This window comes from Virgisporangium aurantiacum (assembly GCF_016863635.1).
Classification (GTDB): domain Bacteria; phylum Actinomycetota; class Actinomycetes; order Mycobacteriales; family Micromonosporaceae; genus Virgisporangium; species Virgisporangium aurantiacum.
Map to the genome: position 1 here is coordinate 215,479 of NZ_BOPG01000023.1, position 13,313 is coordinate 228,791.

Annotated in this window: 11 protein-coding genes; 4 read left to right on the top strand and 7 right to left on the bottom strand. The window is 72.1% G+C overall.

Going from position 1 to position 13,313, the window contains the following annotated elements; all coding sequences use genetic code 11:
* Nucleotides 1–4: 4 nt before the first annotated feature.
* The 3 genes from Vau01_RS18120 to Vau01_RS18130 form a co-directional block, all read right to left on the bottom strand.
* Nucleotides 5–712, bottom strand: coding sequence for a DsbA family oxidoreductase (locus Vau01_RS18120; protein WP_239151677.1), 708 nt, complete (start codon nucleotides 710–712; stop codon nucleotides 5–7).
* A 33-nt stretch (nucleotides 713–745) separates the two neighbouring features.
* Complete coding sequence (locus Vau01_RS18125; protein WP_203993922.1) at nucleotides 746–1,231, bottom strand: hypothetical protein; 486 nt, start codon at nucleotides 1,229–1,231, stop codon at nucleotides 746–748.
* Nucleotides 1,232–1,414: 183 nt separating this feature from the next.
* Entirely contained in the window at nucleotides 1,415–2,950 is a 1,536-nt protein-coding gene (locus Vau01_RS18130; protein WP_203993924.1) for a hypothetical protein, read from the bottom strand.
* 367 nt (nucleotides 2,951–3,317) lie between these two features.
* Between Vau01_RS18130 and Vau01_RS18135 the strand changes: the two genes are divergently transcribed.
* The 4 genes from Vau01_RS18135 to Vau01_RS18150 all read left to right on the top strand — a co-directional run bounded on the left by Vau01_RS18135 (nucleotide 3,318) and on the right by Vau01_RS18150 (nucleotide 7,039).
* The gene (locus Vau01_RS18135) at nucleotides 3,318–4,787 is read left to right on the top strand and encodes a M28 family metallopeptidase (RefSeq protein WP_239151678.1); all 1,470 of its coding nucleotides are present in this window, start codon (nucleotides 3,318–3,320) and stop codon (nucleotides 4,785–4,787) included.
* A 119-nt stretch (nucleotides 4,788–4,906) separates the two neighbouring features.
* A complete protein-coding gene (locus tag Vau01_RS18140) occupies nucleotides 4,907–5,779 on the top strand; it encodes a sulfite exporter TauE/SafE family protein (protein ID WP_203993928.1) in 873 nt (290 codons plus the stop codon).
* An 85-nt stretch (nucleotides 5,780–5,864) separates the two neighbouring features.
* Nucleotides 5,865–6,503, top strand: a complete 639-nt coding sequence (locus Vau01_RS18145; RefSeq protein WP_203993930.1) for a hypothetical protein — start codon at nucleotides 5,865–5,867, stop codon at nucleotides 6,501–6,503.
* A gap of 65 nt (nucleotides 6,504–6,568) precedes the next feature.
* Nucleotides 6,569–7,039, top strand: coding sequence for a GNAT family N-acetyltransferase (locus tag Vau01_RS18150; RefSeq protein WP_203993932.1), 471 nt, complete (start codon nucleotides 6,569–6,571; stop codon nucleotides 7,037–7,039).
* Here the strand turns inward: Vau01_RS18150 and Vau01_RS18155 are convergent.
* The 4 genes from Vau01_RS18155 to Vau01_RS18170 all read right to left on the bottom strand — a co-directional run bounded on the left by Vau01_RS18155 (nucleotide 7,017) and on the right by Vau01_RS18170 (nucleotide 13,188).
* Nucleotides 7,017–8,372 carry an SPFH domain-containing protein gene (locus Vau01_RS18155; protein ID WP_203993934.1) on the bottom strand — a complete coding sequence of 452 codons (1,356 nt, stop codon included), beginning with the start codon at nucleotides 8,370–8,372 and terminating at the stop codon, nucleotides 7,017–7,019. The genes Vau01_RS18150 and Vau01_RS18155 overlap by 23 nt on opposite strands.
* 54 nt (nucleotides 8,373–8,426) lie before the next feature.
* The gene (locus Vau01_RS18160) at nucleotides 8,427–8,645 is read right to left on the bottom strand and encodes a hypothetical protein (RefSeq protein WP_203993936.1); all 219 of its coding nucleotides are present in this window, start codon (nucleotides 8,643–8,645) and stop codon (nucleotides 8,427–8,429) included.
* Between the two features lie 87 nt (nucleotides 8,646–8,732).
* Nucleotides 8,733–11,477 (bottom strand): poly(A) polymerase, encoded by a 2,745-nt coding sequence (locus Vau01_RS18165; protein WP_203993939.1) that lies wholly within the window; start codon nucleotides 11,475–11,477, stop codon nucleotides 8,733–8,735.
* Between the two features lie 7 nt (nucleotides 11,478–11,484).
* The gene (locus tag Vau01_RS18170) at nucleotides 11,485–13,188 is read right to left on the bottom strand and encodes an RNA ligase family protein (RefSeq protein WP_203993941.1); all 1,704 of its coding nucleotides are present in this window, start codon (nucleotides 13,186–13,188) and stop codon (nucleotides 11,485–11,487) included.
* Between the last annotated feature and the right edge of the window lie 125 nt (nucleotides 13,189–13,313).

Sequence of the window (13,313 nt, forward strand, 5' to 3'; positions counted from 1 at the left end):
GGCGTCAGACGGCGCAGCTTCCGTCGTCGCAGCCGTCGGCCGCCGGGACGGTCGTGAGCGGGTGGCTGTCGGCCCATGCCCGCTCCAGAAGCTGGAGCAGCACCTCCGGTGGCTGCGCGCCGGACGCGCCGTACGTGCGGTCGACCACGAAGAACGGGACCCCGTTGCCGCCCAGCGCCCGCGCCGTCGCGATGTCCTCCCGCACCGCGGGCAGGAAACGCTTGTCGGTCAACGCCGTGCGCACCTCGTCCTCGTCGAGCCCGACCTCGACGCCCAGCGGCACCAGCGCCTCGATGTCGAAGACCGAGCGGCGCTCCTCGAAGTGGGCGTGCAGCAGCCGCTCCTTCATCGCCCCGCCCAGCCCGTGCCCGGCGGCGAGGTGGATGAGCTGGTGGGCGAGCAGCGCGTTGCCGCTGACCCCGTTGGCGAGGTCGTAGTCGAGACCCTCGGCTGCGGCCAACTGCTCGACGCGGGCCATCTGCGCGCGCATCTGCTCCTCGCCGATGCCGTACTTGGCGGCCACCGCGGGCAGCGTCAGCTCGGTGTGACCCTCGGGGATGCGGGGATCGAGCTGGAACGACCGCCAGACGACCTCGACCGCGTCCCGGTGCGGGAACCGGCTCAGCGCCGTCTCCAGCCGCCGCTTCCCGATGTAGCACCACGGGCACACGATGTCGGACCACACCTCGATCTGCACGAAGCCTGGCAACACCGGACCGCCAACGGCTATTCCCTACGCGGAGACCTACGCGGAGACCTTCACGACGACCGCCTGGTCGTGCGCGGCGGCGGCGACGAACAACGCGGCCAGCCGCTCCGCGCCGCCGACCACGTCGGCGGCTTCGAGGTCGAAGCCCAGCGACTCCGCCTCGGCCGCGAGCGGGGCATGGTGCCGGACGGCCCACTGCTGGAACGGCGCCGCGAGGAGGAACGCCGCCACCTGACGGACATCGGCGACGCCGATCGTGCCGACGGTCCACTCCTCGTCCCAATCGTGCGGGCGGCCCGAGACGACACCGGCGGCCGGTTCGTGTCCCGTGCCGACCGCGCCGAAGGCGAGCAGCGTGCCGATCAGGTCGCCGGTGTTCAGGACGCCCACCAGGAGACCGCGGTCGCGCTCGGCCGGGAAGCCGGGGTCGAACCAGTACGGGACCAGGTCGCTGAGCTCCTTCGGCCGCCGGCCGTCGATGGCCGCGCCGGGCACCCGCTTCCAGAAATGAGCGACGCCCATCAGCCCTTGCCCCCGTTCCGCACCCCGTTCCGGTCCGGGGCGACGATAGAGGCGTTGCCGGGCACCCGGTCAGCGCCGAACGGCCGGCAGCCACGGCCGTTACGCGGGAACCGGGTCACCCCCGGGTACCGAACCCGGCACCCGGGCGCAACCCGACCCGCCGACACCACTCAGCGCGACCAGCTAACCCCTGTCTGCGAGCAGCGCCGCCATGGCGGCACGGAGCCGGTCGTCGGGTTCGATCCGTGCGGCTTCGCGGACCGCGGCGGCGACCTCCGCAGGAACGGTGGGCCACGCCGCGAGGGCCTGGAGTGCCATGTTCCGGTTGCGGATCGTCTCGTTCGACAGGGCCGCGCGGATGAGCGGCCAGCCCGTGCCCGGGTGGTCGGCGAGTCGGCTCACCACCACGTCGAGGATGCCGGCCGGGCCGGCGCAGAACGTGAGGGTCAGGCCGGGACCGGTGGCAAGGTCGTCGAGCGGCAGCAGCTCCGTCGCGAGCTCCACGACCTCGTCGAAGTCGCCGGGATCGTCGACGAGCGGCCACCACAGATCCATGTCGAAGGGCGCGGCGGGCAGATGGTGCTTCAACCGATCGCGGATGGGCACCCCGACGGTGGTGGCCGGCCAGATCGCCCGGCGGAACACCTCCAGGTCGTCGCTACCGACGGCGTCGGCCAGCGTCGCCCGCCAGTCCGCGCGGTCGGTCAGCCCGGTACAGCGTGCCGACAGCGCAGCGCGCACCGCTCCGTCCCACGGCAGATCCGTGAGGGACCTGTTGAGCGTCCCCACGATCGCCATGCGGCGCAGCACCGGCGGTCGCCGACCGACCTGGACCAGGTACCGCTCGACCGCGACCGGCCCGTCCTCGTAGTCGGTCATGTCCCGGGCCGGTCCGCCGTTGCAGAGGGCGAGCAGGATTCCGCCGGCGCCGTCGATCACATCGTCGCTGACCGGGTCGGCGGCCAGCGCACCGGCCAGATCCCCGGTGGTGGCGGCGAGGTGGGCGAGGTACTCGTTCATGATTCCGTTGCGGTAGCCCTCGCGCAGCAGCCATCCCTTGATCTCCGGGTCGCCGGTGCCGGCCAACCGTTCGACGGCGTGGATGCGGCCCCATCCGTCCACCCGCCGGGCCAGGTCGAAAACCGCACGGTCGCGGTCGGGTTGCGACCGCAGCAGGGCCACCGTGGCGTACAGGGTCAGATCCTCCAACGCGCCGAGCAGCAACAGCAGGGACCGGTCGCGGGTGTCGCCGGCCACCCCGAGGAGGACGATGCCGACCGCTACCGCCGCCCGGCGACCGCCGTTCTCGGCCAGCCACCGCCCGACCTCGCGGAAGCGTCCCCCGTCGAGGTCGCGTTCCGTGCACTCGCGCACCAGAACGTCGGCGACACTGAGCGGAGAGACCGCGGCCGCGGCGTCGTGCAGCGCCTCCAGCGCCGCGGCGTCGTGCAGCGCCGCGGCGTCGGGTGGACCGCTTGTCAGCGCCTCGATCCGCGCCACCAGATCGAGGATCGCGTCGGCTTCGTCGTCGCCGGCCGCGCCATGGTGTGTGCGTATCCCCTCGAAGACCACCTCCGACAGGAACGGCTGCTCGGCCGGTGGTTTCGCGTCGGGCAACGGGGCGCCGCCGTCGGGCCAGGGGCCGGGACCGTGCAGCGCGGACAACGCGAGGGCGTGTGCGAGATAGGTGTGGCGCTCCGGCCACTCCCGGGCGCTCATCGAGCGGGGCGGAATCCGCCCTTCCAGTTCGACGTCATCCGATCATGCTACCAATCCTGTCGACCCTGAGCGGCAGGGCGGCGGCGGCGCAACGGTTCCACGGCGGCGACGAGCACCGGAACCGCCGCGACCGCGTCACCGGTGATGCGCCACCAGGCGTGCGCCGCTTCGACCCGGCTCCAGCCACCGGGCGGCGGGATCGACCCATATGGGAACGCTGAGCGACGCCTGGGTGACAGATCTGCTCCTCCGGGCACGTCGATCGGTATAAGTTCGATTGACATCGCTGGGCCCCGGCGATGGGCCACGATCTGGGGGGAATATGCGAAAACTCGTCATTCCGGTCGCAGTTGCGGTGGTCATTGCCGTGTCCGCGACGCCCGCACAGGCCGTCGACGACATCAACTCCAAGCGTCTGCGTGACGCGGTGACCGTCAACGGGATTCTTTCCCACGAACGGGTTCTCCAGCGCGTCGCCAACCAGAACAACGGCACCCGCGCCTCCGGTCTGCCCGGATACGCCGCTTCGGCGGCGTATGTGAAGCAGGTGCTCAAGCAGTCCGGGTACAAGGTCAAGGAGCAGACCTTCGAGTTCCCGTTCTACCAGGAACTCGCGCCCGCGCAGCTGTCGCAGGTCTCGCCGACCCCGACCACGTACAACACCGTCACCTACGACTTCTCCGGCAGTGGCGACGTCACCGGAACGGTCGTGCCGACCAACGACATCCTGGTGCCGCCGACGCCCACACCCAGCTCCACCTCGGGCTGCGAGGCCAGCGACTTCGCGCCGGCACCGGCCGGGCCGTCGATCGCGCTGATCCAGCGCGGCACCTGCTTCTTCGAGTTGAAGGCGGCCAACGCGCAGGCCGCCGGCTACGACGCGGTCATCTTCATGAACGAGGGCCAGCCGGGCCGGGACGCACTGTTCCACGGGTCCATGAACCGGCCGTTCACCATCCCCGGCGTCGGGCTGAGCTTCGCCGACGGGGCGGCCCTGTACCAGCAGACCCAGGCCGGGACCGTAACGGCGCACGTCGTCACGAGCACCGAGAGCAGCAACCGGCCAACCACCAACGTCATCGCCGACTCGCCGGGCGGCGACCCGAACAAGGTCGTCGTGGTGGGCGCACACCTCGACTCGGTCGTCCCCGGTCCGGGCATCAACGACAACGGGTCCGGCACGGCCACGATCCTGGAGATCGCGAAGCAGATCTCCGCGCTGAAGATCAAGCCGCGGCAGAAGCTCCGTTTCGCGTTCTGGGGTGCCGAGGAAGCCGGCCTGCTGGGTTCCGAGCACTACGTCGACACGCTGCCCGCCACGGAACTGGCCAAGATCTACGCCAACCTCAACTTCGACATGGTCGGTTCGCCGAACTACGTCCGGTTCGTCTACGACGGAGACGGCTCCGCCACCGGCACCGCCGGTCCGGCCGGCTCGGCGCAGATCGAGGAGATCTTCGGCAAGTACTTCGCCGGCCAGGGCCTGGCCACCGACCCGACCGCGTTCGACGGCCGGTCGGACTACGGTCCGTTCATCGCCGTCGGCATCCCGGCCGGTGGTCTGTTCAGCGGCGCCGAGGGCGTCAAGACGCCGGCGCAGGCGGCGGTCTACGGCGGTACCGCGGGGGTGGCCTACGACCCGTGCTACCACCAGGCCTGCGACGACATCAACAACCTCAACGTCAAGGCACTCGCCGAACTCGGTGACGGCGCCGCGCACGCCGTCCTGACGCTGGCGTTGACGAAGTCCGGGTTCTTCCCGGACGGCAGCCGCGCCGCCGCGCGGTCCGCTCAGAACTACGACTTCGACCACCGCGGATCGCAAGCGGTCCGGTAACCGCAACCACACCTGCACATCCCGGGGCGGCGCTACGGCGCCGCCCCGGTCGTGTTGAAAGTCACCCTTCTCAGTAGGAAAGGTGGACAAGGTGGGGATTCGCTCTTCAGACTCGTCGGATGGACGTGGTACTCGCGGCCGCTGGCTTCGGCGTGGGCATCGTGGTCGGGCTGACCGGCATGGGCGGGGGCGCTCTCATTACGCCGATCCTGGTGCTGTTCTTCGGCATCCCGCCGCTCGCCGCGGTGTCGAGCGACCTCGTCGTCAGCGCCGTGATGAAGCCGTTCGGCGGGGTCGTGCACGCCCGGCGGGGCACCGTGAACTGGCGCCTCGTCGGCTGGCTGTGCGCCGGCAGCGTGCCCAGCGCGTTCTGCGGCGCGCTCCTCGCCCGGGCGGTCGGCGGCGGTGACGTCCAGAACGTCGTCCGGATCGCGCTCGGGGTGGCGCTGATCCTGGCCGTCGCCGGTCTCGTCGGCAAGGCCTATATGGCCCGGGCAGCGAGAACGGCCGCCGCGATCCGGGTCCGCCCGCTCCCCACGCTGCTGCTCGGCGCGGTCGGCGGGCTCGTGGTCGGCATGACGTCGGTCGGCTCCGGGTCCCTGATCATCGTCTTCCTGCTCATGCTGTACCCGACGCTGCGGGCCAACGACCTCGTCGGCACCGACCTCATCCAGGCCGTTCCGCTGGTCACCGCGGCCGCGCTCGGGCACCTGTTCTTCGGTGACCTGCACCTCGACGTCGCCGGTGCGCTGCTCGTCGGGTCGATCCCCGGCGTGCTGCTCGGCGCGCACCTGTCCACGCGCGCACCGGCCGGCTTCGTCCGGGCGGCCCTGGCCGTTGTCCTGCTCGCCAGCGGGCTCAAGCTGCTCCGCCTGCCCGACCCGGCGGTCGCCGTGGTCGCCGTCGCGGTGACGTCGGTCCTCGTCGCCCGGGCGCTGCGCCGGCGCCGGACCGACGCCCCCGCCACGAAGGACGCCGTTCCGGTGCGCTAGACATTCGGCGCCCAGTCGACGACCAGTCGTTGTCCAGTCCCCCACTCCAGACTGGCGGCGTTTCGTCGACAGGAAGGAGCCCGATGTGAAACTGACAAGGAGGCTCGGCGCCCTCGCGGCGTTCGTCGCCCTGATCACGGCCACACCCGGTGCCGCGCTCGCCGACCCGGCCATCGGCCCCGGATTCCCGCACGCTCCCATCCAGGTGGCGCCGTGCTCGTCGCTCGGACCGATCGACTGGTGGGGCACCAACCAGGGCGGCTACGCACGGGACGGCATCCGGTACATCGTCGTCTCGACGACGCCCGTATTCGAGCTGGCGTACGGCCGGTTCAACGAGAACCGCACCGACCAGACCATCAACGGCAACTGGACCGCCACCGAGTCCCGGACGGTCACGATGACCGCCTCCATCACCCTGACCATCCAGGGCGGCCGCGCCAACCCGGAGACGCTGGCGCTGACCGTCACGCTGGCCACCGGCTTCCAGATCCAGGTGTCGCGCACCACCTCCATCGGTGTCGGCGCCACCGCCCCGATCCCGCCGTTCCGCACCATGCTCGGTGAGTACGGGCTGCAGAGCTTCGACGTCGTCATGGACGTGCACACCGTCGGCATGCGGCACGACATGCAGACGTGCGAGTACCGGTTGGGCAGCAACGTCACCCGGGAAACCGCCCACGTTCCGACCATCAACGAGGGCTGGCGGTTCACCCTCACCTGAGCCTGAGCCTGAGCCTGAGCGTCACGGGCCCTCCGTCCGCGCGGAGGGCCCGTACAGTCGGGCGGGTGACGGGAATCGACATCCATGTGGTGACCGCCGACGACATCGACGACCTACTCGTCTCCGTGGCCGGCCTGTTCCGGGAGGACGCCGGCACCCATGACTCCACAATGGACATCACCTGGCCGGCCCGCGGCGGCGCCGAGTACTACGGCGGGCTGGTCGGCACCGACGACTGCCTGCTGACCGTCGCCCGGGCCGGCACCGCGACCGTCGGCCATCTGGTGGGCAAGCTGCAGGCCCCGGGCGACCTGCGCCCCGTTGCCGTCGCGGTGCTGGAGAGCATCCGGGTCGACCCCGCCGCCCGGGGCAGCGGGGTCGGCAGCCGGCTCGTGGAGCACTTCCTCGCGTGGGCCCGGGCCAACGGCGCCAGCCATGCCAGCGTCAGCGCATACGCCGCCAACGACGGCGCCCAACGCTTCTACCGACGGCACGGCTTCGCGCCGATGTCGGTCACCCTGCGCCGGGACCTTTAGCGTCACGCAAGGCGTTGACGACGGCCGCGAGCTCCGCGATCAGCCCGCCCACCGACGTGCCGTCGTTGCCACCGATGGTCACCGCGCGAAGCTCGGCCGGCTTGGGCATCCTCGCGACGATCTCCGGCAGCCGCTCCACCAGTTGGGCCTGGATGCTCTCCGCCGACTGGGCGTTCGCGATGTCGCCGCGCAACCGGTCCCGGTCGAGGACCAGCAGGGCCTGTTCGTGTGCGGCCGCCGCGGTCGCCGCTTCGTCCTCCCGTTCGAGGGCGCGCAATGCCTGCTCGTTCTCCATCCGCGCCAGGGTGACCTCGTGCTCCTGCCGCTGCCGGGCACGGCGCAACTCCAACGCGTGGGCCGCCGTCTCGTTCTCCAGGTCGGCGAGCGTCCGCGCGTCCTCCTGCTCGCGGCCGGCCCGGCGGACGCGCTCGGCCGTGTCGCGGTCGAAGCCCGCCGACTCGTCGCGGTGGCGCAGGTCGCCGAGTTCGCGTTCGTCGGCCAGGCGGCGGGTCTCGCGGGCACGGGCGACGCTCATCTCGCGCTCGGAGACCGCGTCGGCGGCCGTGAGTTCCGCGAGCCGCGCGACGCGTTCCTGTTCGGCGCGGTAGGGCTTCTGCAGGTTCTCCCAGAGGCGGGACGAGCTGACCACGGCCTCCTTGATCTGCACGGTGACGATGCGCAGCCCGAGCCCGCTGTCGCCCTCGGCCACCGCTCTCAGGCGGGCGGTGAGCTCCTCGATGATCGGCTGCTTGTCGCTGAGGACCTCGTGGACGCCCATCGTGGCGACCTTGTCCTTGATGGCGGCCTCCGCCTGCTCCTTCAGCTGCAGGTTGACCAGGCGCATCGGGTCGTCGGGATCGCTGAAGTCGAGCTTGCGGTACGCGGTGGCGAAGTCCTCGATGATCCACTGGACGTACGCCTGCACCACCACGCCCTGCAGCTCGCGGCAGATCGAGAAGGCGCTGAGGAGGATCGTCTGCATCGCGCCGGGCACGACGAGGAACGCGTCGGTCTGCGGCCGGTACCGGAACGACACCCCGAGCCCGATGTGCAGCGGCTCGGGCCGGCTGCGGCGGGTGTGCACCACGAACGCGTTCGGCGGCACCAGAACGGTTCTCCACCGCCAGAAGCCGGTGACCCGCACCTCGACCCCGGCCGGCCGGGGCCGGTCGGCCGGCGGCCGCGCGGCTGCCCGGCCGCGTGCCGCGTGGGGCGCCTGAGCCTGCGCGGGCGCCGGTGCCGCGCCGCGGTTGGACTTCAGGTTCTCCTCGAGGACCTGCTGCTGCGCGACGACCCGGTCGAGATACTCGTTCCGGTTCTGGGTGGACGCCATCGGTACCCTTCCCGCTCGATGTCCACCCAATGTTTAGCGGGGCGAGTCAAGCGATCACAGGTAGACGTCGAGCCGTCCCCCGTCGGTCCGCTCGCTCGGCTGCGGCAGGTCGGCGGCGACCTTCGCGGGCAGGTCGACGTGCCGGACCGCCTGCAGGAGGTCGGCCTGTGCGTTGACCGCCGCCTGGTACGCCTCGGGATCCCGGTTCTGGTTGTTGGCCGTGGGAAAACTGAGCTGCAGTGCGTTTCCGGAACCGATTGCGTTGATCGCCATGGGACCTGCCTTTGGGCCGGTGCCGGACGACGGTTCGCCCAGCGACGGAGTTTGGCTATATGACAATCGGCGGCCGGTCGGCCGGCCTTAGCGCAAGGTGGGCACCGATCCACCGTCCACCCAGGACACCTCGACCCCGGCCAGCCCGGCGCACCACGGTTCCGCCAGCGCGGCGAGCGCCGGCCGGTCGACCGGTCGGCGTCCGAGGCCGATCGCGTACCGCACGGTGTCCACAGTGGATTCGAACGGCCGGGGCCACGCGTGCGCATCCGTCACACCGGCCTCTTCCAGCGCCGTGAGCAACGACCGCACCCGCCCGCGCACCCGCCCCTTCGTCGCCTCGTGGGCCGGCACGGAGAGCACGGCCCAGGCCGCGTGCCGGCGGTGCATCGGCGGCGGCGCCAGCAGTTCCGCCGGGTTCTCCCACGCCTCGTACAACTCCTGCGTCACCAGGTCACGCCAGCCCGCACCGACCTGCTCCGTGCACAGCCGCACCGGCGCCGTCGGCGTGTAGATCGACAGGGCGCGGCCCACCGCGTCACCGGGCGGCCCGGCCAGCGTCACCGGCTCGCGCCAGTCCCACGCCGCCCACGTCCCGAAGAACTCCCGAACCAGCGCGTCGGCCGGCAGGTCGCCGTGCTCGCGCCCGACACGCGCCGCCAGTACCGCCCACGCGATGCCCGGGATCCCGCCGTGCGGCGCGGAATCCAGCCCGCGCGCCCGCGCCCACCCCTTGACCGTGCGGGCCAACGCGGCGAACGCGGCACGCTTCCCGTCGACGGCGGCGAGTATTGCGTCGGCGTCGCTGACTGCCCGCAACGCCACCGCCGCCGCCTCACCGAGCTCCATGCGCCGCGCGACCGCCTCCGCCGGCGCGACGTCGCCGGTGAACACCACCACGAGATCCGTGGTGAGACCATCGATCCGCAGCCGTAGGCCGGGCACCCGCGCACCGACCACCTCCCGGATCGCCGCCCCGGGCAATACGCTTCGAACAGCGGACTCCACTGTGGACAGGTCTCCGACACCCGGCAACGCGGCGACCAGATCGAGGTCCGATCCCGGCCGCGCGCATCCCATCCGCCGCGACCCGACCACCTCGACGACGCCGGGGGCCAGCGCCACCGCCAGCCTGGCCGCGATCGCCGGTGCCGGGCCATCGCGGCCACTGTCTACAAAGGACAAAATAGATGACGCCCACCGCGTAGCACCCGTTCCCAATGCGACCGTCGCGCGGGTCTCCATCGGGCCGTCGCCGCGGCGCGACAGGAGCACGAGTTCGCCCACGGGTGCCGTGGATCCCTTTACCTGTACGGTTGCGCCGTCAGGATCGGCGGTGCGACCGAGCGTGAGATGCGGCGTGAAACCCTCGGCCCGCCCGCGGCACCGCGGGAACCGCAGCTCCAGTTCCCGCCGCAGCGCCGCCCACGGCGCCGGATCGGCCGCGGCCGGGTCGAGCCACACCGTCATCTCGTCGCGGTGCCGGAACGTCCTGATCCCGTCGAGGCGGGCCGTGAACGGCGCCACCTTCGCGGCGGCGTCGGCGACCAGCGGCAGCGCCCGCTCGAAGTCGGCCTCCGGCACGAAGCCGAAGAGCAGGTTCACGTGCGGCGGCCACCGGTCGACCTGCGGATCGTGTGCGGCGCGGACGCGCTGGATCGCCGGCCACAACTCGTCTGGCGGCAACCAGGCGACGGCCGTGCGGGCGGTCGGCGCGACGTCGAGCACCGCGGTGCCGTCGGGTGCGCCCGCCGCGAGCTCGACGCACACGCCGAAGTGGTCGGAGACGAACAGCCCGTCGGGTGTCGCGGGCGTCTGTCCACAGAGGACGGCTCCGGTCGGGCGGAACGTCGGCCCGCGCAGCAGGACCCGGTCGATCCGCGCGGCCCGCATCGACAACGACGAGACGGCGGCGAGCGGGTTGACGCCCGGGTCGAACGTCGCCGTGTCGTCGCCGGTCAGCTCCGTCCAGGTGTCACGCATTCCCAGCGTCATGGCCGGGGTGGCGCTGCCGTCGTTGAAGTCGCCGAGCAGCACCACGTCGGCGTCGACCCCGCCGAGCCCGTCGGCCAGTTCGGTGAGTTCGCGCGTCCGGTGCGTGGCACCGCCGTCGGTGTGGTCGCTCGTCAGGTGGGTGCCGACCACCACCAGCGGGCCGGCGGCCGTCAGCACGGTGAGCCCGGCGGCGGCCTTGTACGGGCCGAACGCGTGCCGGCCGGCCTCCCGCACCGGCAGCCGGCTGAGCATCAGCAGCCCGCTCGCCTCGACCTCGCGGCCGCGCTCGTCGGTGTCCACTGTGTACTCTTCGCGGACCCATGGCGCGGCGAGGATCATCGCCAGCAGCCCGGCCTGCACCTCCTGCAGCGCGATGACGTCGGCGTCGGCGTTCCGGAGGGCGGCGAGCAGCAGCGGCCACCGGCGGGCGGTGTCGATGCGGTCGCTGTCGTAGCGGTCCCACAACGTGTTCCACGTCAGCAGCCGAATCGCTGTCGCCGTTCCGGCTCCCTCGTTCTCGGCCGGCCGCCAGCCGTTGTCGTAGCCGTACGGCGTGCGGGCGGTGAAGAACGGCGCGCGCAGCAGCCGCGCCTCCCGCACGCGGCCGGCGCCCGACGAGTCGACCCGGTCGACCCCCGCCGCGCGGTCCCAGACCACCTCGCCGTCGGCCTCCACGAACAGCACGCGGTGCCACGGGATGTCGCCGCCGGGAACGAAGTTCGGCAACGGGACGCGCTTGGGCGCCGCGCCGCGGACGTTGATGCCGAGCACGAACCGGGCCGGGTCGAACCGCGGATCCCACCGGACCCGGTGGTAGATCTCCTCGCTGGTACGCATCACTGCCTCACGGGTCTTCGCTGTCGAGCGTGCCGGCCACGTCGTCGACGGTGCCGGCCGCGCCGATGTACCAGGTGCGGTGCGCCTCGCCCGGGTACGGCGGCACGAACCGGTGCAGTTGCGCGTCGAGCACCTTCGCCGGCACGGGATGCTCGCGCCGGGCGTTGCGGCGTTCCAGCTCCCGGGCGGGCACCAGCAGCACCGCGTGGGTGAGCCACGCGTCGCGGCGCCGGGCGACCGCCTGCACCACACCGCGCTGCTGGCCGTTGATCGACGTGGCGTCCCACACCACCGACCGGCCGGCGGCCAGCGCCGCGTCGAGCGCGTCGAGTCCACTGTGGAGGATCCCGGTGTTCGCCTTCTGATCGCCGCGGTCGCCTCGTGCCGTGCGGAGGTCGTCGAGCGAGATCACGTCGGTGTTGTCCAGGCCGGCGATGAACGTGCTCTTGCCGCTGCCCGACGGACCGCTCGTCAGCACCAGCCGGGGGAAGCCGCCGTCGCGCCAGCGCCAGGTGTACGCACGGCCCTCCTCGGCGGTGGCGATGCGGCCGGCGGCGAACGCGTCGCGGGCCTCAGCCCAGCACCGGTCGGCGCCGTCGAGCCCGTCGAGCGCGTCACGCATCCCGTCCCGCAACGGTTTCAGCGGTTCCGGACCGAGGAGGCCGGCGTCGTCGGCGTGCAGCAGCGACCACTCGACCTGCTCGCGCTCGGCCCGCTCCGGTGCGACCGCGGCGGCGACCGCGTGCAGCACACCGAGATCGGCCGACATCGCCATCCGGGCCAGGCCGGCCCGCCGCTGCTCGTCGGGGACGGCGCGGTGCAGGTTGCTGTGCAGCCCGACGAGATCGGCGACCCGCCGCGCGAGCGGCAGTCCGATGTGGACGGCCAGCTCGGGTGCCAGCTCCGAACGGCGCCGGTCGTGCAGCAGCGTCGCGAGAACGCCGGCAAGTCGCGCGTCACCCGTCCGCTGCCCGACGTCCAATCGTGCCGAAGCCTCGACCACCGCATCGCTCTCCGTCGCCGGAAGCCCGATCGCGGCGCCCAGCGCCGCGGCGTCGGGCGTGGCGCCGGACCGCACGTCCCACAGGGCCGCCGCCGGGCCGCGACCGTTCGGGACGACGGGCGCCAGCATCCAGTGCGTGTCGGTCTGCACGTGTGCGGGCCGCACCCACTTCGCGACCCGGACGCCGAAGTCGTTGCGGGCAAAGCCTTCCACGGTGCGGACGACGAAGCCCTCCTGCCGCGCGGTGTCGAGCTTGATCGCGCGCACGGCGCGCTCGTCGAACGTGCCGCGCCACAACACCGGCGGCGTCGGCACGCCGACGCGGCGCGCGAACCGCACCGTGTCGTCCCAGCCGAGACAGCCGTCGCCGGTCCACACCGAGAACGCGTAGAAGTAGCTCTCGAGGTCGTCGTACGCGATCGAGTGCCGCGCGAACATGTTCTCGCCGCACACCCGCCAGCCCGCCGGGATGCCGGCGGCGATCCGCCCGTGCAACGCCTTGACCCACGCCCGCGACGGGTGGTGCGCCGAGTCGAGCGACCGCGCGTGCAGCCCGTCGGCGTACATCGTGGTGTTCTCGCCGTCGAGCTTCTCGGTGACCACGACCTCGCGCCCGACGAACCCGGACAGGTCGCCGGCGGTGACGTCGTCGGCCGCCTTCCCCGGCGACCACGGCAGGTGCGGGGTACGCGGATAGTGCGTTCGCACGTCCCCTCCCTTGTTCGCTTGTCGACGTTAGGGCCACACCGACCGGCGATCAAGCGAATACGACCGTCCACTGTGGAGCTTGTAGAATCGGGGCGGGGAGGTATGGGACATGACCGAGCGCTTGC